Below are 25,592 nucleotides of genomic sequence, written 5' to 3'. Positions count from 1 at the left end.
CGGCAGGTCAGCCGGCCCGCCGACCGGGCAGTCGGTTCGCAGGCCGGTCGGCAGGTCAGCCGGGCTGTTCAGCCGGCGGCCGAGGTCCGGATCCACCAGCAGGTGCGGGCCTGCTCGGTGAACCCGAGCTTGCGGTAGAGCGGTTCGCCGACCGAGGTGGCGACCAGGGTGGCCGGGCGGTCCGGGTGCGCGTGGACCAGGGCGGTCTGCAGGACGGCCTTGGCGATGCCCCGTCCGCGCCAGTCGGGCAGGGTGGCCACCCAGTAGACGCCGGTGGCCTGGCCGTCGTCGTAGGTGAGGCAGGTGCCCGCGACGGTGCCGCCGACCCGGCCGAGCCAGGCCCGCCAGCCGGGTTCGCGCAGCAGCGGCTCCGGGAGGGCTTCACCACGGACCCAGGGCCGGCGGGCGGGGAGCGGGAACCCCTCCACTATCGTCCGTTCGACCAGTGCGAAGCTGTCCCCGTCCGATGCCTCATCGACCGTCAGGGTTTCGCCGTCGTGCGTCTCGGAGACCGCGGGCAGGTCGGTCGTCGCTCCCTCGACCGGGCCCGGGTCGCGGACCATCACGGGCATGATCGGCAGTCTGGTGGCCCCGAAGCGGGTGAGGTCCAGCCCGCCGTACGGGTCCTCCAGGGTGAAGCGTATGGTCGACCACTCGTCCAGGAGGGCCGCCAACTCCTGCTCCAGCACAGCCGGTTCGGCATAGGGGCGGGTCACCACGATGCGGTGCGCGTCGTCGGGGGTACGGGCGCAGCGGACCGCGGTCAGGCCCGGGCGGGTGCGGGACTCCCAGCCGTGCACACGGGCTTGGGCGAGCCAGAAGGCGGTGGCGTTGTCGTTGGCCCGTTCGAGCCGGCTGTTGGTGTTCACGGCAGGACCGTAACGCGGGCGTCCGGATCCGGGTTCCACCGCACCAGGCTTGGCCGGATGAAGCCTGGGAGGCGCACGGCCTGCTCCCGTGCGCCCTCTTGTGCACCGCCGATTTTCGGTCAATTTCTCGCCGATCCCTCCCGCTTGGGCAAATCCGCAGCCCAGACCCGCCGATCGGGCGCACGGGGGCCGGACGCCCCAGGAACGGCCCCGCGACAACCAGCCACCGTTGCCCCGGCCCTCTTCCCAGAAAGGTCGACGGGTGCCACGCTTCGTGATCGAATGCATCACGCCAAATAGCCATGTCGACATAGCGTCGGATGGTGAACTTGTCACAACGGCAACGGTCCACCCGATAGATTTCGATCTTGGCCAGCAGTGCCGCACCACCCACACCACACCACCGAGGGGGCTTGAGCGCCTTGAGCAGGGTGAGCAGGAGCGACGCGGGTCCTGACAGCGGCCAGGCGGTCGCCGGCACCGCGGGTCGGTCCGCGAGAAGCACTGGCACCTCCGCGATCGCCGCCACCACCCGCAACTCCGGCGCCCCCGGCACCCCGGGCGCCGCCTCGCACTCCTCGTATCCCGCAGTGCACTCCCCCGCCGGCGGCCCGGGCGCGACCCCGGCCGAGCACGGCGCGGCGGCACCGCACGGGGGCCAGACGTACGGGGGCCCGGCCTACGGCGGCCAACCGCCGGCCGGCGGACATCCCGGCGGTGGACATCCCGCCGGTGGACACCCCGGCGGCGGACAGCCGCCGACCGGGCAGCCCGTCAGCCGAGGCCTCGTCAGCCACGCCCCGGCCTACGGCGCCGAGCACCCCGGCTATTCCGGCTACTCCGGCTACTCCGGCCATCCCGGCGGCGCCCCGGGCCCGAACGGCACCTCGGGGGCCCTCGGCGCCCCGCTCGGCGGCCTCGCGCTCGGCACCGCCCCCGGCCACGGTGCGCCCGGCCACGGCTCGCTGGGCCACGGCGGCCCCGGCGCGAACGGTTCCGCCGCCTCGGCGACGGCCACCGCCCCGCGCAAGCTGTCCGGCCGCCGCCGCCGGGAGACCGTCGCGGTGCTGATCTTCGGCGGCGCCCCGATCTTCGAGAGCTCCATCCCGCTCTCGGTCTTCGGCGTGGACCGCCAGGACGCCGGGGTGCCGCGCTACCGCCTGCTGGTCTGCGCCGGGGAGGAGGGCCCGCTGGCCACCACCGGCGGCCTGACCCTCTCCGCCCCGTACGGCCTGGAGGCCCTCGCCCGGGCCGGCACGATCGTCGTACCGGCCTGGCGCTCGATCTCCCAGCCGCCGCCGGTCGAGGCGATCACCGCGCTGCGCAAGGCCCACCACGAGGGCGCGCGGATCATCGGCCTGTGCACCGGTGCCTTCGTCCTGGCCGCCGCCGGTCTGCTCGACGGCCGACCGGCGACCACCCACTGGATGTACGCGCCGACGCTCGCCAAGCGCTACCCGCGGGTGCACGTCGACCCGCGCGAGCTGTTCGTCGACGACGGCGACGTGCTCACCTCGGCCGGTACCGCGGCCGGCATCGACCTGTGCCTGCACGTGGTGCGCAGCGACCACGGCGCCGAGGCGGCCAACGCGCTGGCCCGCCGCCTGGTGGTGCCCAGCCGCCGCGGCGGCGGAGGACAGGCCCAGTACATCGATCAGTCTTTACCTGAAGAGATCGGCAACGACCCGCTGGCCGAGGTGGTCACCTGGGCGTTGGAGAACCTCAACCAGCAGTTCGACGTCGAGGTGCTGGCGGCTCGCGCGTACATGAGCCGGCGCACCTTCGACCGGCGGTTCCGCACGCTCACCGGCAGTGCGCCGCTGCAGTGGCTGATCACCCAGCGGGTGCTCCAGGCGCAGCGGCTGCTGGAGACCTCGGAACTGTCGGTGGACGACGTCGCACGACGGTGCGGGTTCCGTTCGCCGGTGGCGCTGCGCGGGCACTTCCGCCGCCAGCTCGGGGTCTCCCCGGCCGCGTACCGGACCAGCTACCGGGCACGCCGTCCCGGGCAGCAGTCCGCGGCGGCCGGTGCGCACGGCGGCGACCTGCGGCTGCCCGGTGCCCTGCCGCACGCGGCGGCCGGGGCGGCGGCGGGCGCGGGCGGTCCGCTGTTCGGCGGGCCGCACGGCGCGCAGTCGGCGCCGCCGTTCCAGGCCGGTCCGGGGGCTCCGGTGCCGGTCGGTGGGCACGGTCAGCCGGGGGTGCACGGCCAGCCGGCCGGGTTCGGTCCGGGACAGGCCGGGACGGTGCCGGCCGCCCAGGCCTTCCACGCCCGGGGCGGTCAGCCGTACCCGCACCAGCAGGCCGCGCAACAGCCGTACCCCGGGCAGCAGGGTGCGTCGGGGCGCGGTCCGGGGCGGCCTCCGCAGGTGCCGCCGCAGGCCGGGCCGGGTGCCGGGGCGGGACGTCCGTCGCGCACCGCCGAGCACGCGGCGGCCGAGGACGGCCTCCCCCAGCCGGGGGCGCGCGGCCAGGGCCAGGGACACCGGAGCACGGTCGACCGGTCCGCGGACGAGGCGGGCCCGGCCGGGCGCGGCCACGGCGCGGCCCCCGGACGGCTGCCGGCTCCGGCCGGTCAGCCGGCCCCCGGGGCGGGCGAGCTCCGCGGCCGGCAGGCGCGGGCGCCGCAGGTCCGTGCCCAGGCCGGTCGGCCCGCGGCCGAGGGCACCCGGGCGGCGCGCGAGGTCCGTACCGGTCGGGACGGCCACGCGGTCCGCGGCGGCCGGGAGGGCGAGCCTGCGGACGGCCGGGGCGCGCACGACGGGGCGGAGGAGCACCAGGCCGAGGCCTGCGCTCCGGCACCCCGCTCGGCTCCGCCGGTGCCCGCGGCGCGTGATCGCGCCGTAGGGTGAGTTGTGTGAATGACCGTTTGGTATGGATCGACTGTGAAATGACCGGCCTCGACCTCGACCAGGACGCCCTGGTCGAGGTCGCGGTACTGGTGACGGACTCCGAGCTGAACATCCTCGGCGAGGGTGTGGACGTCATCATCCGCCCGCCGGCGGAGGCGCTGGCCACCATGCCCGAGGTGGTGCGCGCGATGCACACCTCCTCCGGCCTGCTGGACGAGCTGGAGCAGGGCGTGACCCTGGCCGAGGCCGAGGAGCGGGTGCTCGCGTACGTGCGCGAGCATGCGCCGGAGGCCGGGAAGACGCCGCTGTGCGGCAACTCGGTGGCCACCGACCGCGGCTTCCTGGCCCGGGACATGCCGGCCCTGGAGAAGCACCTCCACTACCGGATCGTGGACGTCTCCTCGATCAAGGAGCTGGCCCGGCGCTGGTACCCGAAGGCGTACTACAACAGCCCGCCGAAGGGCGGCAACCACCGGGCGCTCGCGGACATCCGGGAGAGCATCGACGAACTGCGGTACTACCGCGAGGCCGTGTTCGTCCCGCAGCCCGGCCCGGACGCCGACACCGCGCGGGCGATCGCCGGGAAGTACCAGGCCCCGACCGGCTGATCCGGGACGTCCGCGGGGCCGGGGCGGACCCGCACGGCGGCACCCTCCCCCGGGAGGCCCGTCATGGAATCCGTCGTGGAACCCGCCGCAGGGCCCGTGGGGGTGCCCGCGTCCGCCGGAACGAAACCCTGGCGCGAGCACCCTCTCGGATCCTGTAGAGTTCTTCCTGTCGGAACGGGAACGCGAGAGCGGGAACGGACCGGACAGATGGTGGGTGTAGCTCAGTTGGTAGAGCACCTGGTTGTGGTCCAGGTGGCCGCGGGTTCGAGTCCCGTCACTCACCCCAGAGCCCGAGGGGCCGATCTCTTCAAGAGGTCGGCCCCTCGGGCGTTTTCGCGTTCCTTCAACTGTGCCCGGTGGTCCGGGATTTCCGGGCGACCCCCTGCCGCCGGAAGCTACCGGCTAGTAACATCGTCGCCATGACCACACCCACGATCGGCCAGATGCTCGACTCCACCGTGCCGATGGCGCACACCCTGAAGCTGGAGTACCTGGAGACCACCCCGGAGCGGGCCGTGCTCCGGCTGCCCGACCAGCCCGCGTACCACAACCACGTCGGCGGCCCCCACGCCGGCGCGATGTTCACGCTCGCCGAGTCCGCCAGCGGCTGCATCGTGCTCGCCGCCTTCGGCGCCCAGCTGTCCCGGGCCGTGCCGCTGGCCGTGAACGCCGAGATCGCCTACAAGAAGCTCGCCATGGGCGAGGTCACCGCCACCGCCGTGCTCGGCCGCCCGGCCGCCGAGGTCGTCGCCGAGCTGGACGCCGGCGGCCGCCCCGAGTTGCCGGTCACCGTCGAGATCACCCGGGCCGACGGCACCGTCACCGGTGTGATGACGGTCACCTGGACCCTGCGCCCCAACTCCTGACCGCCGCACGGTCGGTGGCCCCGGGAACGCCGCCCCGGGGCCACTCGTGCGATGACTGTCCGTGACGGCGGGCGTGACCTCACCGCCCGTCCGCTCGTTCTCAACTCACGTGCGAGCCAATCACGCGAGCAAGCCCCAGGAACCCGACCCCCACGGCGTCACCGGTGCCCGGCGCGGGATCGCCCGCCGGCTCCCCCGGCCCCGTGCCGTCGCCGCCGGCGGGGCCCTGCTCGCACAGCTCTGGAGCTTCGGCTCCACCGGGGCGCACGCGGCCGCCGCCGACCCGCTGCGGGAACCGGCCCAGCCCGCCGTCCGCCGCGCCCTGCACGACGTTCCGGCCCTCGGCGCACCGGCACTCGGCGGGCCCGCGCTCGACGGGCCGGCACTCGACGGGCCCGGGCTCGACGGGCAGTCAGCCGAACGTCCCGCCGGACAGCGGCAGGGACAGGGACAGGATCAAGAGCAAGGGCAGGACCAAGGGCAGGGACAGGAGCGGGCGCAGGGCCCGGCGCGGGGCCGGACACCCGCCGGGGAGCCGACCGGCGGCGTCCCGGTCGACGGGACCCCCGGGGCGCTCGACCACGTACTGCGGGAACGGATCCGGGCCGGCGGACTGCCCCTGCCCGGCCAGCGGGCGGCTGTCCCCGACGCCTTCGCGATCGCCTCCGGCCTGTTCGACGCCGACCCCGCCCAGGCCAGGCCCGCCGAGACCCGCGCCTCCCGCGAAGGCGTGCCGGCCGGCCTGGACACCGCCGGCCGGCCCCGCTCCGGCTCCGCCGGTCCCGCCGTGCCCCGGCAGCGCGAGGCCACCGAGGCCACCCAGGTCCTGGAGGCGGCGCCCGTACCCGCCCCCGCGTCCGCCGCCGACCGGCCCGACGGGGCGGATGCCGCCACCCCCGCCGCGCCGGACCGCGACGGGACACCGGAGACGCTCGCCATCGACGACACCGCCACGGTGACGGCCGTGGACGACGGCTCCGCCACCGCGACCGCCGTCCTCGCCCCGATCGCCGCCGGGCTGCTGCTCACCGGCGCGGCCATGTGCAAGCACCGCGGGCTGCCGCGCGGGCACTGAGCGGGCGCTGAGCACGGACTACGCGGGCACTGAGCGGGTGCAGAACGCGGACTACGCGGGCGCAGAACGGAAGGGCGGGCAGCGAGCGGGCACACCGGCCGCGGCCGGCCGGGCGCCGAGCGCATGCCGGGCGCGGGCACCGGCCCGCCCCGGCGGCGGAGCCCGTACGGCCCCGCAGCGGCCGGCCCCGGCTCAGCGGAAGACGCCCGGCGGCGGCTCGGGCGAGGGCGCCGCCGTGGCGTCCGTGGCCGGGGCCGCTCCGGCGGCGAAGTCGGCGAGGGCGCGGCCGTGTTCGACCCGGCCGTGGGAGGGGTCGGAGGCGGCGCGGCGGGTGAGGTCGGCGACCGGAAGCGGGGCGTGGGCGGCGGCCAGCACGAGGTTGCCGAAGCGCTTTCCGCGCAGGACGGCGGGGTCGGCGATCAGGCAGAGTTCGGGGAAGACCGCGCCCAGGGTGGCGACTTGGGAGCGGGCGAAGGGCAGGGCCCCGCCGTCGGCGATGTTGGCGGCGTACCAGCCGCCGGGGGCGAGGGCGCGGGCGGCGAGGGCGGTGAACTCGACCGTGGTGCAGTGCGCCGGGGTGCGGGCCCCGGAGAAGACGTCGGTGATCACCAGGTCGACGGTGCCCTCGGGGGTGCGTTCCAGCACGCTGCGGGCGTCCCCGCCGCGCACCTTGATCTGCCAGCCGCGCTCCAACGGCAGCTCGGTGCGGACGAGTTCGGTGAGCGCGGTGTCGATCTCGGCCACCTGCTGGCGGGACCGCGGCCGGGTGGCGGCGGTGTAGCGGGCCAGGGTGAGGGCGCCGCCGCCGAGGTGCAGGACGGTCAGCGGCCGGCCGGCCGGGGCGACCAGGTCGATCAGGTGGCCGAGTCGGCGCTGGTACTCGAAGCCGAGGTGGGTGGGGTCGGCCAGGTCGACCAGGGACTGCGGGGCGCCGTCGATCAGCAGCGACCAGGCGGAGGGCCGGTCGCGGTCGGGCCGCAGTTCGGCCAGGCCGGAGCCGACGGGACGGCTGAGCGGGCCCTGGGCGTGGGTGCGCCCGCCCGGGCCGGTGGTGGCCGCCGGTTCGTCGCTACGGGCGGATCTGCTGCTGCTTCGTCCCATGACGGCCATTATCGCCGCCCCGGGACGGCCCCACCGGACCGCCCGACGGTTCGGACCAGCAGGTCAGGACCGTGCCGGGGGGATCGGGCCGACGGGTCGGGCGGTGCTCGCGGGCCCGGCGGGATCCGCGCGGCACGCCCGCGGGGACGGGCCCGGGGCCTGCGGAGGGGGCGTGCGGACGGGCCCTAGAACGGACCGAGGCCGCCTGCGGTGAGCGTGCAGGCGGCCTCGCAGAGGGCGGAACGGAGCACCCAGGCGTCGGTGGGGCGCGCGGTGCAGCCGGAGCCGGAGGGCGGGATGACCCAGCGCGGGTCGGTGGCGGCGGGGACGAGCGCCCCCGCCGTACAGGAGCTGCCGGGCAGGTGCCAGGTCTCCCAGGTGCCGGCCGGGACGAGGAAGGTGACCGTGCTGCCGTTGCGGCTCTGCAGCACGGCCCCGCAGGCGCGGCGCAGTCTCAGGATGTCGACGGCTTCCAGGCCGTGCCGCAGGGCGACCGTCACCGTGTCGCAGGCGGTGAGGAGGGTGCCCTCGTCGGGGCCGGTGCGCTCGCGCCGGGAGCCGCCGCGGGGGGCGCGCCCGCCCTCGACCGGACCCCGGCCGGGGATCCGGTCGTCGGCGGGGTCGGGGAGCAGGGCGGGGGCTGCGCCGGCGAGCACGCCCCCGGCGACGGGTCGGTGCTGCGGCAGTCCGGTGGCCATCATGGGCCCTCCTGTACCTCGTCGGATCCGGAAGCTCGGCCGCCCGGAGGGGCCACCGGGCTGGGACGGACCGGGGCGACGGCCTGGGCTTCCACGTATCAGGACAACGCGGTGCACGCACCTCAGGCCACGGGGCGCCTTACAGCAGGGCATGGCATTTCATGGCAGATATCCCGCAACATCGCCCGCTTTGCCCGGGATTGTCAGCACATGTCCTGCCAACCCACTGTGGCCACCTGGTGACTCCGAGTACTCTCGGCGCCATGGCAGCCACCCCACCGGCCGAGCCGAACCGACCGACCCCCAACACCGTGATGCGCGCCCTGCGCGGCGACCGCTCGCCCGGCGAGTTCGCCATGGCGGTGCGCCGGGCGGCCCGCGAGATCGGCGAGCACGTGTCCTGCGACGCCCGCTACGTCGGACGGGTCGAGTCCGGTGAGATCCGCTGTCCCAACTACGCCTACGAGCGGGTCTTCCGGCACATGTGGCCGGACCGCACGCTCGACGACCTCGGCTTCGCCTCCCGGACCGCCGTCCGCCGCCGCTCGACGGACGGCGGCGGAGGGCCGGCCGGGGCACCCCCGCTCCACCCGCCGTTCCTGCCCCTGCCCGCCCCGCGCTCACCACTCTCCACTCAACTCCCGTACGCTGCCTCGCCGTACGCGGATCCAGCCGCTCCGGACGGGCCCCCGTGGCCGAGCCCCGGCACGGTGCCCCGGGGGCCCGATGGATCGCCCTATCTCGACGAGGAGAACGACGACGTGCGTCGCCGTACTTTCCTGGCCGGCGGCACCACCGCGCTGGCCGCCGTGATCGGCATCGACCGGCCGGCCGCGGCCGCCGGTCGCCAGGCCGGTGCCGACGGCGCCTCCGGTGCCCCCACCGGCCAAGGCGCTCCCCGCAGTGCGGAGTTCACCGCACCGCCGCTGCTCCACGACGAACCGCTGGTGCCCGGCCGGCCCGGGCCGGTGCCGCCGCTGCGCCGGATCGGCGCCGCCGAGGTGCTCGGCGTCGAACAGGCCGTCCGGGACATCCGGTCGGCCGACGACGCGCACGGCGCCGACACCCTGTACGAACTCGCCGGGCAGTCGCTGCGCCATGCGTACGTGCTGCTCAACGAGGGCGACTACAGCGAGGAGACGGAGCGCCGGCTCCAGGCCGGGGCCGGCGAACTCGCCATCTCGGTGGGCTGGTTGGCGCACGACTCGAACCGGCTCGCGGACGCCCGCTCGTTCTACGCCGAGGCACTGGCCACCGCGCGGATGGCCGGGGACTCCGCACTGGAGGCGCACGTCTTCTGCAACAGCGCCTTCCTCGCCCGGGACGCCGGACGCCCGCGCGAGGCGCTGCGCGCCGCCCAGGCCGGGCAGGTCGCCGCCCGGGAGCTCGGCTCCGACCGACTGCTCGCCCTGCTGACCATGCGCGAGGCCGGCGCCTGGGCCCTGCTCCAGGACCGCGCCTCCTGCGAGCGCGCGCTCGGCCGGGCGTACGCGCTGTTCGACCGGGGGCGCTCCGAGGCCGATCCGGAGTGGATGTCCTTCTTCGGCGAGGCCGAGATCGCCGGCCTCCAGTCGCAGTGCTGGTCCGCGCTCGGCGACTGGGACCGCGCCAGCGAACAGGCCGGGCTGGCCATAACGCTGCAGGAGCCGCGCTTCGTCCGCAACCGGGTGCTGTACACCGCCGAGCTGGCCCACGACCGGCTCGGCCGGGGGGACTTGGCGGGCGCCGCGTACCACGGCTCGTCCGCCGTCGCCCTGTTCGGCGACGTCCGCTCGGCCCGGATCCGGAGCATGCTGGCGGACACCGCCGGACGGCTGCGCCCGCACGCCGGGGTGCCCGAAGTACGCCGGTTCCTGGGCGAGTACGACCGGGCGGCCGCCGCCTGAACGACGGCCGGACCGGCGGCCGGACCGGCGAAGGGACCGGCGAAGGGACCGGCGACGACCGGACCCGCGACGGCCGGACCGGCGACGCCCGCCCCTGGCGGCTCAGTGCCCGGCGTTCAGCCCGTCCAGGTGGGAGAGGTCGTTCCAGATCTCCACGGCCGGGGCGCCGTACTCCCAGGACAGCACGCAGAGCGCGGCCGTGCCGAGCTTGAACCGCTGGGCGAACTCGGGCGGCAGGCCGAGCCAGCGGGCGGTCAGGATGCGCAGCAGGTGGCCGTGCGCGAACAGGACGACGTCCCGGTCGGCGCAGTGCATCACGGTGGTGTCCGGGTCCGGGACGCCGTGCTCCTCGTGGAGGCCGGCGAGGAAGGAGTCGACCCGGGCGGCCACGTCGGAGAGCTTCTCGCCGCCGGGCACGCCGTCGCGCCAGATCAGCCAGCCGGGGTGGTCGGCGGCCCGGATGTCCGCGCCGGTGCGGCCCTCGTACTGGCCGTAGTCCCACTCCAGCAACTCCGGGCGCTCCACCGCGCGGTCGCCGAAGCCGGCCAGCGCGCAGGTCTCCTTGGCGCGGTCGAGCGGGCTGGTGTAGACGAGCGCGTCCGGCAGCCCGTTCCAGGGGGCCTTGGCGAGGCGGGCGCCGAGGGCCCGGGCCATCGCGCGGCCCTCCTCGGTCAGCGGGATGTCGGTGCGGCCGGTGTGGCGGCCGGTGGCGGACCACTCGGTCTCGCCGTGGCGGACCAGCACGATTCGGGCGGGCATGAGGGGCTCCTCGCAGCAGGGCGGTGGCGACGGTCGGACTCACCATTGAGCACCGGGTTCCATGATCCCCCACCGGGGCCGCGGCCACGATCGCGGGCCGGTGCGGAGGGCCGCCGGGCACCGGTTCCGGCCGTGAACGGCCGGTCCGTACCGCATTGTCGGACCCGGATGCGACACTGGGCCGCACCATGAACGTCTCGACGAACGTCCCGCCCGGCGGGTCCGCTGAGCCGCTCTCCCAGCGGCTCGCGGAGCTGCGCGGACCGGCCCAGCAGCGCAGTCTGAACGCCCGCTCCCTCGCCGCGCTCGCCGCCAATCCGGGCTGCCACCGCCGCGCGGTGCTCGACGCGGCCGGGGTCGACAAGACGGCGCTGGCCGCCCGACTCGGCCGCCCCGCCCCCTTCGGCCAGTCACCGTTCGCGATCGCCCGCGGCGTGATCTTCGAGTCCCGGCTGAAGGCGGACGACTACGCCGCGCTGCTGGAGCCGCTGCGCCGCCATCTCGACGTCCCGGTCGACGGCCACGCCCCGCTGGAGGTGCCGGACCTGCTGCAGCGCTCCGGCCCGGCCGTCCGCGCCGACCGGACGGCCCAGGCACTGGCCCGGGCCGCCGCCGACCCCGGGGCCTGGACGCTGCTGGACCACCCGCTGCTGCGCCTGGACGTGGCGGGCAGCACCGCCTACCTGGAGCCCGACGCGGTCGTGGTGCACGGCGGGCGCTGCACGGTGGTCGAGATCAAGTCCTTCCCGGTGCTCGACGGCAGCGCGGACCCGGCCAAGGTCGGCGCCGCCGCCCGCCAGGCCGCGGTGTACGTGCTGGCGCTCCAGCAGGCCGCCGCCGCGGCGGCCGGGCAGCCGCTCACCGACGACCCGTACACCGAGCAGCGGCTGCCGGGCAGTCCCCGGACGAGCGTGCTGCTGGTCTGCCCCAAGGACTTCGGCAACCGGCCGACGGCGGTCGCCGTCGACGTCCGCCGCGAGCTGGCCACCACCCGCCGCCAGCTGGGCCGGATGACCGGCATCGGCCGGCTGCTGGACGCGATGCCGCCGGACACGGACTTCGACCTGGCGTCCGACGACGCGGGCGTGCCGGCCCGGTCGGCCGAGGAGCTGACCGCCTCGGTCGAGGCGGTGCCCTCCGCGTACAGCCCGGACTGCCTCTCCACCTGCGAGCTCGGCTTCCACTGCCGCGCCCGGGCCCGCTGCGACGACCGGGTCGAGCAGCTCGGCCGGGGCGTGCGCGGCGAGCTGGGCAGCATCCGGACGGTCGCCGAGGCGCTGGCCGCCGCCGGTACGAAGAGCGGTGACCTCGACGGTGCGGAGGACGCGGCGGAGCGCCTGGCCTACGCGGCGGCCCTGCGCGCGGAGGCCCTGGAGGCCCTGGGAGCGCCGCGAGCACCGGAACCGCCGAAAACGCCGGAAGCACCGGTAGCACCTGGAACGCCTGGAACACCGGAAATGCCGGGAGCGCGATGAGCCTGCTCACCACCCTCGCCCGCCTGGAAGCCGTCCGCAGCGGCCGGGCCGAGCCGCTGGCCACCGTCCGGCACCGGCACCTGTCCGACCGCCCGATGGTGCTGGTGCCGCTGACCGCCGCCGGCGAGGCCGGCGCGCCGCTCGCCGTGCTGCTGGGCACCGACCGGGACACGCCCCGGCTGCACCTGGTGCCGCAGCCGCTCAACCGCACCCTGCGGTTCGACTTCCTCGCCGAACTGGCCGCCGACCTGCTGCCCTACCTGGAGTCCTTCGCCGACGACGTCGAGCAGATCGAGGGCTCCGAGAAGGACCCGGAGACCGGCGAGAAGACCCAGGTGTTCCGCGAACTGTGCGCGGACGCCCCGCAGTTGATCGTGCCCAACAGCGCGGGCGTGCAGCACCTCGCGCTGATCGGCCGCTCGACCCGCTTCCGCCGCACCGTCGAGGACGACGAGCCGGGCCCGTACCCGGCGCCGGTCCGGGTGCCGCTGCTCGGCCGCTGGCTGACCCACCTCACCGACCGCGCCCAGGTGCCCGGTTCCAGCCTGCTGCTGCCGATGACCGGGCTGCTGGCCCGGCACTGGGCCACCGGCCAGAGCCACCTGGAGGACCAGCACCTGGCCGCCCGGCTCGCCTGGCACGGTCCGCCGCCCGGGCTGACCGGCGCCGAGGCGGCCGAGCTGGCCGAGTCCGCCCGGGACGAGCACGGGCAGCTGCTGCACCCGCCGGCCGGCCCGGCCACCGACCCCCGCTTCGACGAGTCGGTGCTCGCCCCGGCGATCACCCGCTACGACTCCGCCGTGGGTGCCCTGCGGCACAGCACCGAGCAGGGCGACGAGGCCGCCGCCGAGCGCGCCCGGGCGGCCGTGCGGGCCGCGGCCGGGCAGGTGGAGGAGGTGCTGACAGCCGTCCTGCTGCCCACCTGGCGGGACGTCTGGCAGGGGCTGGACCTGCTGCGCACCCTGCCGCCGGCCGGTCACCTGGCGGAGCGCTGGACCGGCGACCGCTGGTCCTACACCGGCCACCGGGACCGCCTGGCGGCCGGCGAGCCGCCGCAGCCCCGGCAGGACGACGCCGTCACGGCGGCCCGCAAGCTCGCCCAGCGCGAGCGCGAGCAGGCCCGGCTGGACGTCCAGGAGGCCCTGGACGATCCGCTGGCGATGGCCGAGCACCGCCTGGCCGGCGAGGCGTTCAGCGGTGTGGTGACGGAGGTGGTGCCGGACTGGGACACCACCGGCCGCTCGCCCAAGCCCCGCCCGCTGGTGACCCTGCGCACCGCCGACCGTCCGCACGCGGACCCCGGCCGGGAGGCGCACCGGGTGTGGGGGGCCGCCCGCTCGGAGGCCGGGGCGGCGCCGTCCGCGCAGAAGGCCCGGATCGTGGCGGTCGACGCCGCCGAGGGCACCGTGACCCTGCGGGTGCTGTCCGGCATGGGCCGCCGGAAGGATCCTGAGCCGGGCAGCCTGCCCGAGCCCGGCGAGTCGGTCACCTTCACCCTGTTCGAGCTGACGGTCCGCCAGTCCGCGCCGCTGCCCGAGCCGGACGACACCCCGTGGACGCACGGCGGCCCGCCCGGCACCGCGGCCGCACCCGCCCCGACCGCCTCCGAGGAGTGGGAATGACGGCCCGGCCGACCCCCGACAGCAGCCACGGCACCGGCACCGCCCCCGGCACCGGCGGCGCGCCCGGCACCGACCCCGGGCAGGACCCGGGCGCGGCCGCCGACGCGGCCGTGGCCGGGATCCTGGCGGCGACCGTCCACCCGCCGGTCGGCGCCCCGCGCGGCGTGGTGGTGGACTCCCCGCCCGGTGCCGGGAAGTCGACGCTCGTGGTACGGGCCGCCCGCGAGCTGGTCGAAGCGGGCGAGCGGCTGATGATCGTCGCCCAGACCAACGGCCAGGTGGACGACCTGGTCGGCCGGCTGGCCGAGAAGGCGCCGGGGCTGACGATCGGCCGGCTGCACGCCGCGGACTCCCGGCCCGGCCCCGAGGTGCTGAAGCACGCCGCCGTCACGCCCTCCGACAAGGTCGCCGACCTACTGGAGCACGACGTGGTGATCTCCACCGCGGCCAAGTGGCAGTGGGTCCGAACGGAGGCCCCGTGGCGGCACGCGATCGTCGACGAGGCGTACCAGATGCGCTCGGACGCCCTGCTCGCGGTGGCCCGGCTGTTCGAGCGGGCGCTGTTCGTCGGCGACCCGGGCCAGCTGGACCCGTTCACCGTGGTCGGCACCGAGCAGTGGGCCGGCCTGTCGTACGACCCGTCCGGCAGCGCCGTGGTCACCATGCTGGCGCACAACCCGCAGATCGAGCCGCACCGGCTGCCGGTCTCCTGGCGGCTGCCCGCCAGCGCGGCGCCGCTGATCTCCCGGGCCTTCTACCCGTACACGCCGTTCCGCTCCGGCACCGGCCAGGACGACCGCCGGCTGACCGCCGCCGTCCGCCCCGACGGATCGGCGCTGGACGCGGCGATCGACCGGGCCGCCGAGCACGGCTGGGCGCTGCTGGAGCTGCCCGCCCGGCACACGGTACGGACCGATCCGCAGGCTGTGGCGGCGGTCGCGGCCACCGTCCGCCGACTGCTGGAGCGCGGGTTGACGGCGCACTCCGAGCAGGGCGAGGCACCTCTCACCGCCGACCGGATCGCGATCGGCACCGCCCACCGCGACCAGGCGGCGGCGGTGCGCGCGGCCCTGCTCACGGTCGGCGTCCCGGTGGACGGCGCCGCCGGTCCGGCCGTCACGGTGGACACCGCCAACCGGCTGCAGGGCCGCGAGTACGACGTCACCGTGGTGCTGCACCCGCTCTCCGGCCGCCCCGACGCGACCGCCTTCCACCTGGAGACCGGCCGGCTCTGCGTGCTCGCCTCCCGCCACCGGCACGCCTGCATCGTGGTGGCCCGGGCCGGGATCGCCGAACTGCTGGACGAGCACCCCGCCACCGAACCGGTGCAGCTGGGCGTGCCGGTCGCGTTCCCGGACGGCTGGGAGGCCAACCACCAGGTGCTGCACCACCTGCGCGGCCACCGGGTCCACCTGCGCTAGTACCGCAACGGTGCTTGGGCCCTCGCCGAACGGACCGGCCACTCAGTCCTCCGTCTCGCAGACCGCGAAGGCCACCACCGAGCCCCGCTCCGCCTGGGCGCTCCAGCCGGTGGCGTCGGCGGTCGGCCCGCTGGCGCGGACCGGTCCGTCCGCGTCGGGCTGGAGCCGGTAGCCGCCGCCGGTGAGGTGCGTGCCGGGCCGGCAGGTCGCGGTGGAGACGCCACCGGGGGTGCTCGGCGGGCCGGAGACGACCTCGGCCGTCTCGGCGGCGGAGGCCGGTGCGGCCGCCGGAAGCAGCGGGACGAGGACGACGGCGGCTGGCAGGAGGCAGCCGGACAGGGCCTTGGAGACGTGCACGGGGAACTCCCGGTTCGATGGATTTCGATGGATGCGGGGGGTGGCTGGGAACGGCTCGCGGTGACTCGGGGTGACTCGGGGTGACTCGGAGCCGCCGGGCGGCGGGGCGGCCCGAGGACGACCTCCCACCCGAACAACCGGTTCGCATGCGATCCGGATGCGCGGCGCCCGAGGCGTGCCCCCGGCGCACATCGGGGAATAGCGCCCGCACGCGCACCGTTCCGCTACCGGCCACCGCCGCGAGACAATGGACGGCGGCCACAGCCCGGGCGGCGCAGCCCGGTGCGGTCGAGCCCGCCCCACCGAGACCCCGGAGGTGTCCGTCCATGCCCGACTCCCCTACAGAGTCGACCGAGCCCACCAGGCGTCTGCGTCCGGTGCAGCTGCTGTTCGAACCGCAGTCCGACGAACCGGAGCCGGAACGATTCTTCGACCTGGAGTCGATCGAGGACCCGGCGGAGCTGCTGCGCCGCTCCACCGAGCTGGCCCTGGCGTTCCGGGCCGCCGCCGAGCGGGCCACGGACTTCCAGGCGGTCGCCGCCGCCCAGCTCGCCGACCCGCGCCGGTTCGACGCGCTGCCGGACGCGGAGATCGCCCGGCGGGCGGACTGGACCCCGGACTACGCCGCCAAGATGGTCGAGTACGGCCGCGGCCTGCTCCAGCCGCGCCGCCACGAGGACTGAGCCCACTCCCGCGCGGCATCCCGCGCACGGGCCGCTGGCATATGCGCGGCGGGGAAGGGTACGCCGTTCCCCGCCGCCCTGTCCGACGAACGGCCCTTTCCGCCACGCCGGGTGCGCACCCGGCGCAGGCTGCTGTGCGTGGACATCTGGACGCATCAGTCGGTGGAGTACGTCAGCGTGGCCGGGGAGGCCTGGCTGGCCTCCGCCAGCGAGTACCCGCGCAGCATGCGCGCCCTCTGGGAGACCCGCCCGTGGGCGCCCTCGGTGCTGCCCTGCGGGCGCGCCTTCGACGTGATCAGCATGCCGGCGCTGTTCGGCCGCCGGGTACTGGACGAGCTGTGGGCCTCCGGGCCGGGCTGCGGGCCGGTCGCGAGCCACCGGGGGCGGACCCTGCTGTTCGTCCGGCCGGGCGCGGCGCCCCGGCTGCGCCGGCTGCTGGCCTGGGAGGAGTGGGCCCGGGACGTGCCGCCACTGCTGTGCCACGGCAAGGGCGACGCGGTGACCGTGCCGCCGCTGCAGCGGATGGTGAACAGCCCGGACTCCCCCGGCCTGGGCGCGGGCCGGTGGATCGTCGCCCCGGAGGACCGGGAGCCCTGGCTGCCCGGCGCCTCGGTGGTGCTGTGGGCCTGCGTGCGGGCGGCCCGCGAGCCGGTGGCGCCGGTGTCCGCCGGGCAGGCCGCCGTGACCGGCGGGTGAACGCGGGGCGGCCGGTATTCGATTTTGGCCCGGCCGCACGGCGCTGCTAGAGTCTTCTCTGTCAGCAGGCGCCGCTAGCTCAGTTGGTTAGAGCAGCTGACTCTTAATCAGCGGGTCCGGGGTTCGAGTCCCTGGCGGCGCACAGACAGCCGGAAGGCCCCTTGCGAAAGCGAGGGGCCTTCCGGCGTTTCCGGCGTTTCCGGCGTTTCCGGCGTTTCCGGCGTTCCGGCTGCGGGCCGCGAGCCCGAGCCGCACCCGCACCCGCACCCGCCCGCGATGGCAGGAAAGGTGGGAAGCCGGTCATTGCTGCCGCGCCGGCCCGCTGACAGGCTGGCCGCATGAGCGCACGCAGCGTGCTGGTCGTCCTCTACGAGGGCGTGCAGAGCCTGGATGTGACCGGCCCCGCGGAGGTGTTCGCGGGCGCGTCCGCCGCGTCCGGGCAGCCCGACGCGTACCGGGTGACCACCGCCTCGCCGGGCGGCGGGCCGGTGCGCAGCACCAGCGGGCTGCGGCTGCTGCCGGACGCGGACCTCGCCGAGGCCGGACCGGTGCACACCCTGCTGGTCCCCGGCGGGCTGGGCACCAGGACCCCGGACCGCGCCCTGGTGGCCCGGATCCGGGAGCTCGCCGGGCGGGCCGAGCGGGTGGTGTCGGTGTGCACCGGCGCCTTCCTGCTCGCCGAGGCCGGGCTGCTGGCCGGGCGCCGGGTGACCACGCACTGGGCGTTCTGCGACACGTTCGCCCGGCGCTACCCGGACGTCGAGGTGGACCCCGATCCGATCCACGTCCGGGACGGGCACATCGCCACCTCGGCCGGGGTCACCGCCGGGATCGACCTGGCGCTCGCCCTGGTCGAGGAGGACCTCGGACGGGACGTCGCCCTGCTGATCGCCCGTCACCTGGTGGTGTTCCTGCGCCGGCCCGGCAACCAGGCCCAGTTCAGCACCCAGCTGGCCGCCCAGGTGGCGGACCGGCAACCGCTGCGCGAGGTCCAGCGGTGGATCGCCGAGCACCCCGAGGCCGACCTGTCGGTCGAGGCGCTGGCCCGCCGCTCCGCACTGTCGCCGCGGCACTTCGCCCGCGCCTTCGCCGCCGAGGTCGGGGTCACCCCCGGCCGGTACGTGGACGGCGTCCGGCTGGAGGCCGCCCGGCGGCGGCTGGAGGACAGCGACGACGGCATCGAGGAGATCGCCCGCCGCTGCGGCTACGGCACCCCGGAGGCGATGCGGCGCGCCTTCGTCCGGACCCTGGCCGCCCCTCCCGCCGAGTACCGACGCCGCTTCCACCCGAGTCACGACGGAGGACACTGATGCGCATCGCCATCCTGCTGTACGACGACTTCACCGCCCTGGACGCGGTCGGCCCGTACGAGGTGCTGTCCCGGATCCCCGGCGCCGAGGTGGTGTTCACCGCCGCCCGGCGCGGGCCGGTGCGCACCGACATGAAGAGCCTGGCGCTCACCGCCGACGCCGCGCTGGACGAGGTGGACTCGGCCGACCTGCTGCTCGTGCCCGGCGGCCCCGGGACGGAGGCCCGGCTGTCCGACCCGGCCGTCCTGGAGTGGGTGCGCCGGATCGACGCGACCACCACCTGGACCACCTCGGTCTGCTCGGGCTCGCTGATCCTGGCCGCCGCCGGGCTGCTGAAGGGGCGCCGGGCCACCTCGCACTGGTGCTGCCTGGAGGACCTGTCCCGGTTCGGGGCCGAACCCACCGGGACGGAGCGGATCGTGGTCGACGGCAAGTACGCGACCGCGGCCGGGGTCTCCGCCGGGATCGACCTGGCGCTCTCGCTGACCGGCCGGCTGGCCGGCGACCGGACGGCGGAGGCGATCCAGCTGGTCATCGAGTACGACCCGCAGCCGCCGTACTCGACGGGCTCGACCGCCACGGCCCCGCCCGAGCTGGTCGCCGAGCTGCTGTCGAACGGGCTGCTGCTGCGGTAGGGGCCGTCTCCTGACGACCTAGCCGCGGGAGGCCGGGAAGCCGTGGCGGCGGGCGCCGACGACCAGGGCGAGGACGGGGAGCATCAGCGCGAGGACCGTCCACGGCAGGGCGCCGGTGCCCAGGCCGCCGAGGACGACGCCGCCGACCACGCCGCCGCCCGCCATCGCGGCGTTCCACAGGGTGACGAGCATCGCCTGGGCGGCGTCCTGCTGCTCGCCGCCCGCGTCGCCGACGGCGGTCTGCAGCAGGGTCGGGGCGCCGCCCCAGCCGAGGCCCCAGAGCAGGGCCGCGAGGTACACCGGCGGCGCGCTGCCGGACCACACCGCGAGGACGCCCGCCGTCACCGCGACCAGCAGCGCGCCGCCGATCGTCAACTGCCGCAGCCGGCGCTGGATGTGGGCGCCGGTGAGCCAGATGCTCGCCAGCGAGGCCAGGCCGAAGACCAGCAGCACGGTGCCGGTGGCGCCACCGAGGCCGGCCCGGTCGAGGAAGGGCGCGATGTAGGTGAACAGGATGGTGTGCGCGAGCACGAAGAGCACGGTCACGGCGAGCACCGGCAGCACGCCGGGCACGGTGAGCGCGCGTCGGACCGGCGCCCGCTCGCCGGCCGGTTGCCCGGGCTGGCCGGGCAGCAGGGCCGCGATCCACCCGACCACGCCGACCGCCAGTGCCGTCATGGCCAGGAAGGGCACCCACCAGCCGAGCATCCGGCCGAGGAACGTGCCGATCGGCACTCCCAGCGACAGCGCCACCGGCACGCCCGCCATCGCGACGGCCATCGCCCGGCCCTGCTGCTCGGCCGGCACCAGCCGGCGGGCGTAACCGGCCAGCAGCGCCCAGGCGAGACCGGCCGCGACGCCCGCGAGGAAGCGGGCGGCCATCGTCAGCGGGTAGCTGGTCGAGGCCGCGGTCACCGTGTTGGCCACCGCGAAGCCGGCCATCGCGGTGAGCAGCAGCCGCTTGCGGTTCCAGCCGGCGGTGGCCGCGGTCAGCGGGATCGCGGTGGCGGCGGTCCCGATCGCGTAGACGGTGACGGTCTGCCCGGCGGCCGACTCGCTGACCCCGAGGGCCTCGCCCATCCCCGGCAGGACGCCGGCGGGCAGGGTCTCGGTGAGCGCGGTGACGAAGACCGCGGTGGCCAGGGCGAGCAGGGCGGGGAGCGGGAAGGACGTGGGGGGTACCGGGGTGCGGAGCTGTGTGGTCGCCATGGGAACCATGCTTGGACCTGACACCGGTGTGAGGTTCAAGCACGGTTCCCGTAGGAGACAGCGCGGCACGGCTCCGCACCGCACCGGATCAGCGGATCAGCGGATCAGCGGATCAGCGGATCAGCGGGTCAGCGGGTCAGCGGGTCAGCGGCCGAAGTACCCGTCGAAGTTCTTGGAGAACTCCCGGCCGCCGAACTGGTCCCAGTTGATCGACCAGGTCATCAGCCCGCGCAGGTTCGGCTGGGCGCCCGAACGCGGCACGTACGTCCCGCAGTTGGCGAGCTTGGTGAGGCAGTCCAGCGCCTTGTCCACCTCGGCCGGGGCGATGTAGCCGTTGCCCGCGTTGGTGGTGGCCGGCATGCCGATGGCGAGCTTGGAGGCGGGCAGCGCCGGGAACATGTTGGCCGTGTTCCCGGCCACCGGGAAGCCCTTGAGCAGCAGGTCGGTCATCGCGACGTGGAAGTCGGCGCCGCCCATCGAGTGGTACTGGTTGTCCAGGCCCATGATGGAGCCGGAGTTGTAGTCCTGGACGTGCAGCAGGGTGAGGTCGTCGCGCAGCGCGTAGATGACCGGCAGGTACGCCCCGGCCCGCGGGTCCTGGCCTCCCCAGGGGCCGGATCCGTAGTACTGGTAGCCGAGTTGGACGAAGAAGGTCTCCGGCGCCATGGTCAGCACGAAGCCCGGGCCGTACTTGGCCTTGAGGGTCTTCAGCGCGGAGATCAGGTTGACGATGACCGGGCTGGTCGGGTTCTTGAAGTCGGTGTCGCCGGTGTTGAGGGAGAGCGAGTGCCCCTCGAAGTCGATGTCCAGGCCGTCCAGGCCCCACTTGTCGATGATCGCCGAGACCGAGCTGACGAAGGTGTCCCGGGCCGCCGTGGTGGTCAGCTGGACCTGGCCGTTCTGGCCGCCGATCGAGATCAGCACCTTCTTGCCCTGGGCGCGCTTGGCCGCGATGGCGGCCTTGAAGTCGGCGTCGGACTCGACGGTCGGGCACTCGGTCGCCGAGCAGCGGTTGAAGCGGATGTCGCCGGAGGTGACGGAGGTGGGCTCGCCGAAGGAGAGGTTGATGAAGTCCCAGGAGTTCGGGACGTCGGCCATCCGGGTGTAGCCGGCGCCGTTGGCGAAGCTGGCGTGCAGGTAGCCGACCAGGGTGTGGCCGCCGGGGGCCGGGGTGGTCGGGGTGCCGGTGGGCGTGCCGGTCGGGGTGCCGGTGGGCGTGCCCGTCGGGGTCCCGGTGGGCGTGCCCGTCGGGGTCCCGGTCGGGGTGCCGGTCGGGGTGCCGGTCGGGGTCGCGGTCGGCGAGGCGGTGGCGGTCGGCGAGGCGCTCCCGGTGGGCGTGGGCGTCGGACTGGGGGCGCCGGGGCCGTCCAGCGAGATGTCGTCCGCGTAGTAGGTGCCCTGGCCGTACCAGCCGTGGGTGTAGACGGTGGCGCTGGTCTGGGTGGCGCCGGTGGTGAAGGCGACGCTGAGCTTCTGGTACGACCCGCCGGTGCCGGGCGTCCAGGTGCTGGGGCCGCCGCCGTCCACACCCAGGTAGACGTACGAGCCGTTGACGTACGCGCTGAGCGTGTAGGTGGTGTTGGGGGCGACGGTGACGGTCTGGCCGCACTGGGCGGTGTCGCCGGCCGAGGCCGCGGCGGCGAGCGCGCGGCTGCCGCTGTGGACCGGGCTGGTGACGACGCTGCCGAGGCCGCCGCTGCAGCTCCAGGGGCCGAGCGAGCCGGTCTCGAAGCCGCCGTTGACCAGGAACTCGCCGGCCGAGGCGGTGGGGGCCAGGCCGAGGGTGACGCCGACCAGGGTGGCCGCGGCGACGGCGGAGGCGGTGCCGGCGGCCAGGGCGGCACGGCGGCGTGGGGGCGTGGTTCTGCGCATGCGGGCGCTCCTGCGGTGGCACGGTTCGTGGGGGACGTCCGAGGGCACGCCGGAGCTCGCGCCAGTGGGGGGAACGGCCCGGCCTGGCACCCTAGTTGGACTAGACCACTGAAGTGGATCCGGCCGTACGGTGTCAATGGTCCAGACCGGTTCGGGCCTGCCCCGGAGGCGGACGGGCGAGCGGCGGCCCCTCCCCCGGTTGCCGGGTGTGACACCCCGTCGAAGGATGGAGGGGTGACCCCGCCCGGCTACCTCCGCCACCCCCACCTGCACGGCGGCCTGCTGGCCTTCACCGCCGAGGACGACGTCTGGATCGCCCCGCTGGACGCCGCCGCCACCGTCACCGGCCGGGCCTGGCGGGTCACCTGCGACCGCAGCCGGGTCAGCCACCCCCGCTTCTCCCCCGACGGCGCCACCCTCGCCTGGACCGGCTGGACCAGCCTCACCCCCGAGGTCTGGACCGCCCCCGTCGACGGCGGCGAGGCGCGCCGGCTCAGCTTCTGGGGCAGCCCCGACACCCGGGTGCGCGGTTGGCTGCCCGACGGCGAGGTACTCGCCGTCACCTCCTTCCACGAGCCCTTCGGCCACTACACCTGGGCGCACGCCCTGCCCCCGGACGGCTCCCCCGGCCGCCGGATGCCCTGGGGCCCGGTCGGCGACGCCCAGATGAGCCGCGAGCGGACCGTGCTGCTCACCGGCACCGCCCCACACGAACCCGCCGCCTGGAAGCGCTACCGGGGCGGCGCCGTCGGGCGGCTCTGGGCCGACGGCGAACGGATCCTGCCCGACCACACCGGGCACCTCGCCTCCCCCATGCCGGTCACCGGAGCCCTCGGCGAGCGGATCGCCTTCCTCTCCGACCACGAAGGCATCGGCAACCTCTACTCCTGCCGCCCCGACGGCACCGACCTGCGCCGGCACACCGACCACGCCTCCTACTACGCCCGCGAGGCCGCCACCGACGGCACCCGGATCGTCTACCAGCACGCCGGCGACCTCTGGCTGCTCGACGGCCTCGACGCCCCCGCCCCGCGCCGGCTGCGCGTCCCGCTCGGCGGCGCCCGGGCCGGACGCCGCCCGTACCAGGTCGGCGCCGCCGCCCAGGTCAAGGACCTCGCCTGCGACCGGACCGGCCGGGCCGGGGTGATCACCGTGCGCGGCAGCCAGTACTGGCTCACCCACAAGGACGGCCCGGCCCGCGCCCTCGCCGACACCCCGGGCGTACGGACCCGGCTGCCGGTGATCCTCGGCCACACCGGCGAGGCCGCCTGGATCACCGACGCCGAGGGCGCCGACGCGATCGAGGTGGTGCCGCTGCCCGGGCACGAGGGCGCCCCGGGACGCCGGGGCCACCCGGATCCCGAGGACACCCCCGGGCAGCAGGTCAACCCCGGCCCCGAAGGCACCCCCGGGCAGCAGGGCGTCCACGGGAGACCCGGGCACGGGGGCGGGCTGCCGCACCGTCACCGGGTGATCGCCGCCGGCCGGCTCGGCCGCGTCCTGGAACTCACCGCCGCCCCCGACGGCAGCCGGCTCGCCGCCGTCTCCTCCGACGGCCGGCTGCTGCTGGTCTCCGCCGCCGACGGCGAGGTCCGCGAACTGGCCGCCTCCGAGTACGGGCCGGTCTCCAGCGCCCGGTTCTCCCCCGACTCGCACTGGATCGCCTGGTCCCAGCCGGCCGCCGGGCGCTCACTGCGCCGGATCCGGCTCACCCGCACCGACGCCCCCGCCGCGGTCACCGAGGTCACCGACGGCCGCTTCGAGGACGAGCAGCCGGTGTTCACCCGGGACGGCCGCTACCTGGCCTTCCTGTCCTGGCGCGGCTTCGACCCGGTCCACGACGTGCACACCGGCGACCTCTCCTTCCCGGTCGGCTGCCGCCCCTACCTCGTCCCGCTCACCGCCGACACGCCGTCGCCGTTCGCCGCACCGGTCGAGGACGGCGCCCCGCGCGCGGACGGCGACGGCGACGGCACCGTCCGGGTCGAACCGGAGGGCATCGGCGAGCGGCTGCTCCAGTTCCCGGTGATCGCCTCCAAGTACTCGGCCACCGACGCGGTGCGCGGCGGCCTGGTCTGGCTGCGCTGGCCGATCTCCGGCACCCTCGGCCAGACCTTCGCCGGCCCGGAGGACACCTCGGGCCGCCCCTCCCTGGAGCACTTCGACCTCGCCCGGGGCACCCGCAGCACGCTCGTGGACAAGCTCGACGGCTACGCGGTCTCCGGCGACGGCGGCTCGATCGCGGTCTACTCGGCCGGGACGCTCCGGGTCCTCCCGGTCGCCGCCCCCTCCGCCGGCACCACCGTCGACCTGCGCCGGATCACCCACACCGTGCACCCCGCCGCCGAATGGCGCCAGGCGTACCACGAGGCCGCCCGGATCGTCCGGGACCAGTTCTGGGACGAGCGGATGTCCGGACTGGACTGGCCCGCCCTGGTCGCCCAGTACGAGCCGCTGCTGGAACGCGTCTGCTCACCCGACGACTTCGCCGACCTGCTGCGCGAACTCCTCGGCGAACTCGGCACCTCGCACGCCTACGTCACCCCGTCCCGGCGCGCCGAAGGCCCCTCCCTCGCCCAGCAGCCGCTCGGCCTGCTCGGCGCCAACGCCCACCGCTCCCCCGACGGGCGCTGGCTCGTCGACCGGGTGCTGCCCGGCGAGTCCTCCGACCCCCGCGCCCGCGCCCCGCTCGCCGCCCAGGGCGTCCGGGACGGCGACGAACTGCTCGCCGTCGGCGGCCGCCCGCTCGACCCGGTGCGCGGACCGCTGCCGCTGCTCGCCGGCACCGGCGGCACCACCGTCGAACTGGCCCTGCGCAGCGGCCCGGACGGCCCGGTGCGGCGGATCGCGGTCACCCCGCTGACCGACGAACGGCCCATCCGCTACCAGGACTGGGTCGCCAAACGCCGTTCCCTGGTACGGGAGTTCAGCGACGGCCGGTGCGGCTACCTGCACATCCCGGACCTCGGCGGCTCCGGCTGGGCGCAGTTCAACCGGGACCTGCGGCGCGAACTCGACAAGCCCGCGCTGGTGCTGGACGTCCGGGGCAACGCCGGCGGCAACGTCTCCGAACTGGTGCTGGAGAAACTCACCCGGCACGTCCTGGCCTGGGACTTCACCCGGGACCGCCAACCGGTCCGCTGGCCGCGGCACGCCGTGCGCGGCCCACTGGTCGCCCTCGCCGACGAGGCCACCAGCTCGGACGGGGACGTGATCATCGCGGCCATCAAGCTGCTCGGGCTCGGCCCGGTGATCGGCAACCGCACCTGGGGCGGGGTGGTCGGCATGTCCGGACGGCACACCCTCGGCGACGGCACCCAGATCTCGGTGCCGAAGAACGCCTCCTGGTTCGACGGCGGGCTCGGCTGGTCGGTGGAGAACCGGGGCGTCGAGCCGGACGTCCACGTGCTGCGCAGCCCCCGGGACTGGGCGCGGGGGCGTCACCCCGAACTGGTCGCCGCCGTCCAGCTGGCCCTGGAACTGCTGGAGGACGCCCCGGCCGCCGTACCCCCGCCGGAGTCCACGCCCCGGCCGGACCTGCGGCGCCCGCCGCTGCCGCCGCGGGCGGGGTGACACCCCCGGGAGACATCTCCCGGGG

Annotated in this window: 19 protein-coding genes, 2 tRNA genes and 1 pseudogene; 15 read left to right on the top strand and 7 right to left on the bottom strand. The window is 75.8% G+C overall.

The window, feature by feature from the left end; all coding sequences use genetic code 11:
* Positions 1-68 precede the first annotated feature (68 nt).
* A complete protein-coding gene (locus tag ACFQ6N_RS30685; protein WP_380656015.1) occupies positions 69-869 on the bottom strand; it encodes a GNAT family N-acetyltransferase in 801 nt (266 codons plus the stop codon).
* 965 nt (positions 870-1,834) lie between these two features.
* On the opposite strand from ACFQ6N_RS30685, the pseudogene ACFQ6N_RS30680 reads away from it, so the two are divergent.
* From ACFQ6N_RS30680 to ACFQ6N_RS30660, 5 genes and pseudogenes are all read left to right on the top strand, one after another.
* Positions 1,835-2,875 (top strand): annotated as a pseudogene (locus tag ACFQ6N_RS30680) (helix-turn-helix domain-containing protein); the annotation flags it as partial.
* 851 nt (positions 2,876-3,726) lie between these two features.
* Positions 3,727-4,329, top strand: a complete 603-nt coding sequence (gene orn, locus ACFQ6N_RS30675) for an oligoribonuclease (protein ID WP_380656013.1) — start codon at positions 3,727-3,729, stop codon at positions 4,327-4,329.
* 210 nt (positions 4,330-4,539) lie between these two features.
* Positions 4,540-4,615 (top strand) — tRNA-His (locus ACFQ6N_RS30670).
* A 133-nt stretch (positions 4,616-4,748) separates the two neighbouring features.
* Positions 4,749-5,195: a DUF4442 domain-containing protein gene (locus tag ACFQ6N_RS30665; protein WP_380656012.1), complete on the top strand. Its 447-nt coding sequence runs from the start codon at positions 4,749-4,751 to the stop codon at positions 5,193-5,195.
* A 109-nt stretch (positions 5,196-5,304) separates the two neighbouring features.
* Complete coding sequence (locus ACFQ6N_RS30660) at positions 5,305-6,270, top strand: hypothetical protein (protein ID WP_380656009.1); 966 nt, start codon at positions 5,305-5,307, stop codon at positions 6,268-6,270.
* Positions 6,271-6,462: 192 nt separating this feature from the next.
* Here the strand turns inward: ACFQ6N_RS30660 and ACFQ6N_RS30655 are convergent, their stop codons facing one another.
* Together ACFQ6N_RS30655 and ACFQ6N_RS30650 are read right to left on the bottom strand one after the other, a co-directional pair.
* A complete protein-coding gene (locus ACFQ6N_RS30655) occupies positions 6,463-7,371 on the bottom strand; it encodes a spermidine synthase (RefSeq protein ID WP_380656007.1) in 909 nt (302 codons plus the stop codon).
* Positions 7,372-7,556: 185 nt separating this feature from the next.
* Entirely contained in the window at positions 7,557-8,072 is a 516-nt protein-coding gene (locus ACFQ6N_RS30650) for a hypothetical protein (protein WP_380656006.1), read from the bottom strand.
* 260 nt (positions 8,073-8,332) lie between these two features.
* On the opposite strand from ACFQ6N_RS30650, the gene ACFQ6N_RS30645 reads away from it, so the two are divergent.
* Complete coding sequence (locus tag ACFQ6N_RS30645) at positions 8,333-9,955, top strand: tetratricopeptide repeat protein (protein WP_380656003.1); 1,623 nt, start codon at positions 8,333-8,335, stop codon at positions 9,953-9,955.
* 102 nt (positions 9,956-10,057) lie between these two features.
* Here the strand turns inward: ACFQ6N_RS30645 and ACFQ6N_RS30640 are convergent, their stop codons facing one another.
* Positions 10,058-10,714 carry a histidine phosphatase family protein gene (locus ACFQ6N_RS30640; RefSeq protein ID WP_380656001.1) on the bottom strand — a complete coding sequence of 219 codons (657 nt, stop codon included), beginning with the start codon at positions 10,712-10,714 and terminating at the stop codon, positions 10,058-10,060.
* A gap of 188 nt (positions 10,715-10,902) precedes the next feature.
* On the opposite strand from ACFQ6N_RS30640, the gene ACFQ6N_RS30635 reads away from it, so the two are divergent.
* The 3 genes from ACFQ6N_RS30635 to ACFQ6N_RS30625 are packed head-to-tail and all read left to right on the top strand — an operon-like array spanning position 10,903 to position 15,232.
* The gene (locus ACFQ6N_RS30635; RefSeq protein WP_380655999.1) at positions 10,903-12,189 is read left to right on the top strand and encodes a hypothetical protein; all 1,287 of its coding nucleotides are present in this window, start codon (positions 10,903-10,905) and stop codon (positions 12,187-12,189) included.
* Complete coding sequence (locus ACFQ6N_RS30630) at positions 12,186-13,811, top strand: hypothetical protein (protein WP_380655997.1); 1,626 nt, start codon at positions 12,186-12,188, stop codon at positions 13,809-13,811. Before ACFQ6N_RS30635 ends, ACFQ6N_RS30630 begins: the two co-directional genes overlap by 4 nt.
* Positions 13,808-15,232: an AAA family ATPase gene (locus ACFQ6N_RS30625; protein WP_380655995.1), complete on the top strand. Its 1,425-nt coding sequence runs from the start codon at positions 13,808-13,810 to the stop codon at positions 15,230-15,232. Before ACFQ6N_RS30630 ends, ACFQ6N_RS30625 begins: the two co-directional genes overlap by 4 nt.
* A gap of 42 nt (positions 15,233-15,274) precedes the next feature.
* On the opposite strand, the gene ACFQ6N_RS30620 is transcribed toward ACFQ6N_RS30625, so the two are convergent.
* Complete coding sequence (locus ACFQ6N_RS30620) at positions 15,275-15,589, bottom strand: hypothetical protein (protein WP_380655993.1); 315 nt, start codon at positions 15,587-15,589, stop codon at positions 15,275-15,277.
* Positions 15,590-15,915: 326 nt separating this feature from the next.
* On the opposite strand from ACFQ6N_RS30620, the gene ACFQ6N_RS30615 reads away from it, so the two are divergent.
* The 5 genes from ACFQ6N_RS30615 to ACFQ6N_RS30595 all read left to right on the top strand — a co-directional run bounded on the left by ACFQ6N_RS30615 (position 15,916) and on the right by ACFQ6N_RS30595 (position 18,913).
* Positions 15,916-16,272 carry a hypothetical protein gene (locus ACFQ6N_RS30615; RefSeq protein ID WP_380655990.1) on the top strand — a complete coding sequence of 119 codons (357 nt, stop codon included), beginning with the start codon at positions 15,916-15,918 and terminating at the stop codon, positions 16,270-16,272.
* Between the two features lie 138 nt (positions 16,273-16,410).
* Positions 16,411-16,968: a bifunctional DNA primase/polymerase gene (locus ACFQ6N_RS30610; RefSeq protein ID WP_380655988.1), complete on the top strand. Its 558-nt coding sequence runs from the start codon at positions 16,411-16,413 to the stop codon at positions 16,966-16,968.
* A gap of 68 nt (positions 16,969-17,036) precedes the next feature.
* Positions 17,037-17,110 (top strand) — tRNA-Lys (locus ACFQ6N_RS30605).
* A 196-nt stretch (positions 17,111-17,306) separates the two neighbouring features.
* Positions 17,307-18,278: a GlxA family transcriptional regulator gene (locus ACFQ6N_RS30600; protein WP_380655986.1), complete on the top strand. Its 972-nt coding sequence runs from the start codon at positions 17,307-17,309 to the stop codon at positions 18,276-18,278.
* The gene (locus ACFQ6N_RS30595; protein WP_380655983.1) at positions 18,278-18,913 is read left to right on the top strand and encodes a DJ-1/PfpI family protein; all 636 of its coding nucleotides are present in this window, start codon (positions 18,278-18,280) and stop codon (positions 18,911-18,913) included. Before ACFQ6N_RS30600 ends, ACFQ6N_RS30595 begins: the two co-directional genes overlap by 1 nt.
* Positions 18,914-18,931: 18 nt before the next feature.
* Here the strand turns inward: ACFQ6N_RS30595 and ACFQ6N_RS30590 are convergent, their stop codons facing one another.
* Both ACFQ6N_RS30590 and ACFQ6N_RS30585 read right to left on the bottom strand, forming a co-directional pair.
* Complete coding sequence (locus ACFQ6N_RS30590) at positions 18,932-20,122, bottom strand: MFS transporter (RefSeq protein WP_380655980.1); 1,191 nt, start codon at positions 20,120-20,122, stop codon at positions 18,932-18,934.
* Between the two features lie 144 nt (positions 20,123-20,266).
* A complete protein-coding gene (locus ACFQ6N_RS30585) occupies positions 20,267-21,994 on the bottom strand; it encodes a chitinase (RefSeq protein WP_380655978.1) in 1,728 nt (575 codons plus the stop codon).
* 234 nt (positions 21,995-22,228) lie between these two features.
* On the opposite strand from ACFQ6N_RS30585, the gene ACFQ6N_RS30580 reads away from it, so the two are divergent.
* Positions 22,229-25,567 carry a S41 family peptidase gene (locus tag ACFQ6N_RS30580; protein WP_380655975.1) on the top strand — a complete coding sequence of 1,113 codons (3,339 nt, stop codon included), beginning with the start codon at positions 22,229-22,231 and terminating at the stop codon, positions 25,565-25,567.
* Positions 25,568-25,592: the final 25 nt, after the last annotated feature.

This window comes from Kitasatospora sp. NPDC056446 (assembly GCF_042796115.1).
GTDB lineage: Bacteria > Actinomycetota > Actinomycetes > Streptomycetales > Streptomycetaceae > Kitasatospora.
The sequence above is the reverse complement of the archived record's forward strand: the minus strand, read 5'-3'. Positions and strand labels throughout refer to the sequence as shown.

Excerpts from the sequence above, each read along its gene's own strand:
- ACFQ6N_RS30585 (WP_380655978.1), bottom strand. The coding sequence starts at position 21,994 with ATGCGCAGAACCACGCCCCCACGCCGCCGTGCCGCCCTGGCCGCCGGC.
- ACFQ6N_RS30630 (WP_380655997.1), top strand. The coding sequence starts at position 12,186 with ATGAGCCTGCTCACCACCCTCGCCCGCCTGGAAGCCGTCCGCAGCGGC.
- ACFQ6N_RS30590 (WP_380655980.1), bottom strand. The coding sequence starts at position 20,122 with ATGGCGACCACACAGCTCCGCACCCCGGTACCCCCCACGTCCTTCCCG.
- ACFQ6N_RS30615 (WP_380655990.1), top strand. The coding sequence starts at position 15,916 with ATGCCCGACTCCCCTACAGAGTCGACCGAGCCCACCAGGCGTCTGCGT.
- ACFQ6N_RS30655 (WP_380656007.1), bottom strand. The coding sequence starts at position 7,371 with ATGGGACGAAGCAGCAGCAGATCCGCCCGTAGCGACGAACCGGCGGCC.
- ACFQ6N_RS30645 (WP_380656003.1), top strand. The coding sequence starts at position 8,333 with ATGGCAGCCACCCCACCGGCCGAGCCGAACCGACCGACCCCCAACACC.
- ACFQ6N_RS30635 (WP_380655999.1), top strand. The coding sequence starts at position 10,903 with ATGAACGTCTCGACGAACGTCCCGCCCGGCGGGTCCGCTGAGCCGCTC.
- ACFQ6N_RS30640 (WP_380656001.1), bottom strand. The coding sequence starts at position 10,714 with ATGCCCGCCCGAATCGTGCTGGTCCGCCACGGCGAGACCGAGTGGTCC.
- ACFQ6N_RS30665 (WP_380656012.1), top strand. The coding sequence starts at position 4,749 with ATGACCACACCCACGATCGGCCAGATGCTCGACTCCACCGTGCCGATG.
- ACFQ6N_RS30595 (WP_380655983.1), top strand. The coding sequence starts at position 18,278 with ATGCGCATCGCCATCCTGCTGTACGACGACTTCACCGCCCTGGACGCG.
- ACFQ6N_RS30600 (WP_380655986.1), top strand. The coding sequence starts at position 17,307 with ATGAGCGCACGCAGCGTGCTGGTCGTCCTCTACGAGGGCGTGCAGAGC.
- ACFQ6N_RS30650 (WP_380656006.1), bottom strand. The coding sequence starts at position 8,072 with ATGATGGCCACCGGACTGCCGCAGCACCGACCCGTCGCCGGGGGCGTG.
- ACFQ6N_RS30625 (WP_380655995.1), top strand. The coding sequence starts at position 13,808 with ATGACGGCCCGGCCGACCCCCGACAGCAGCCACGGCACCGGCACCGCC.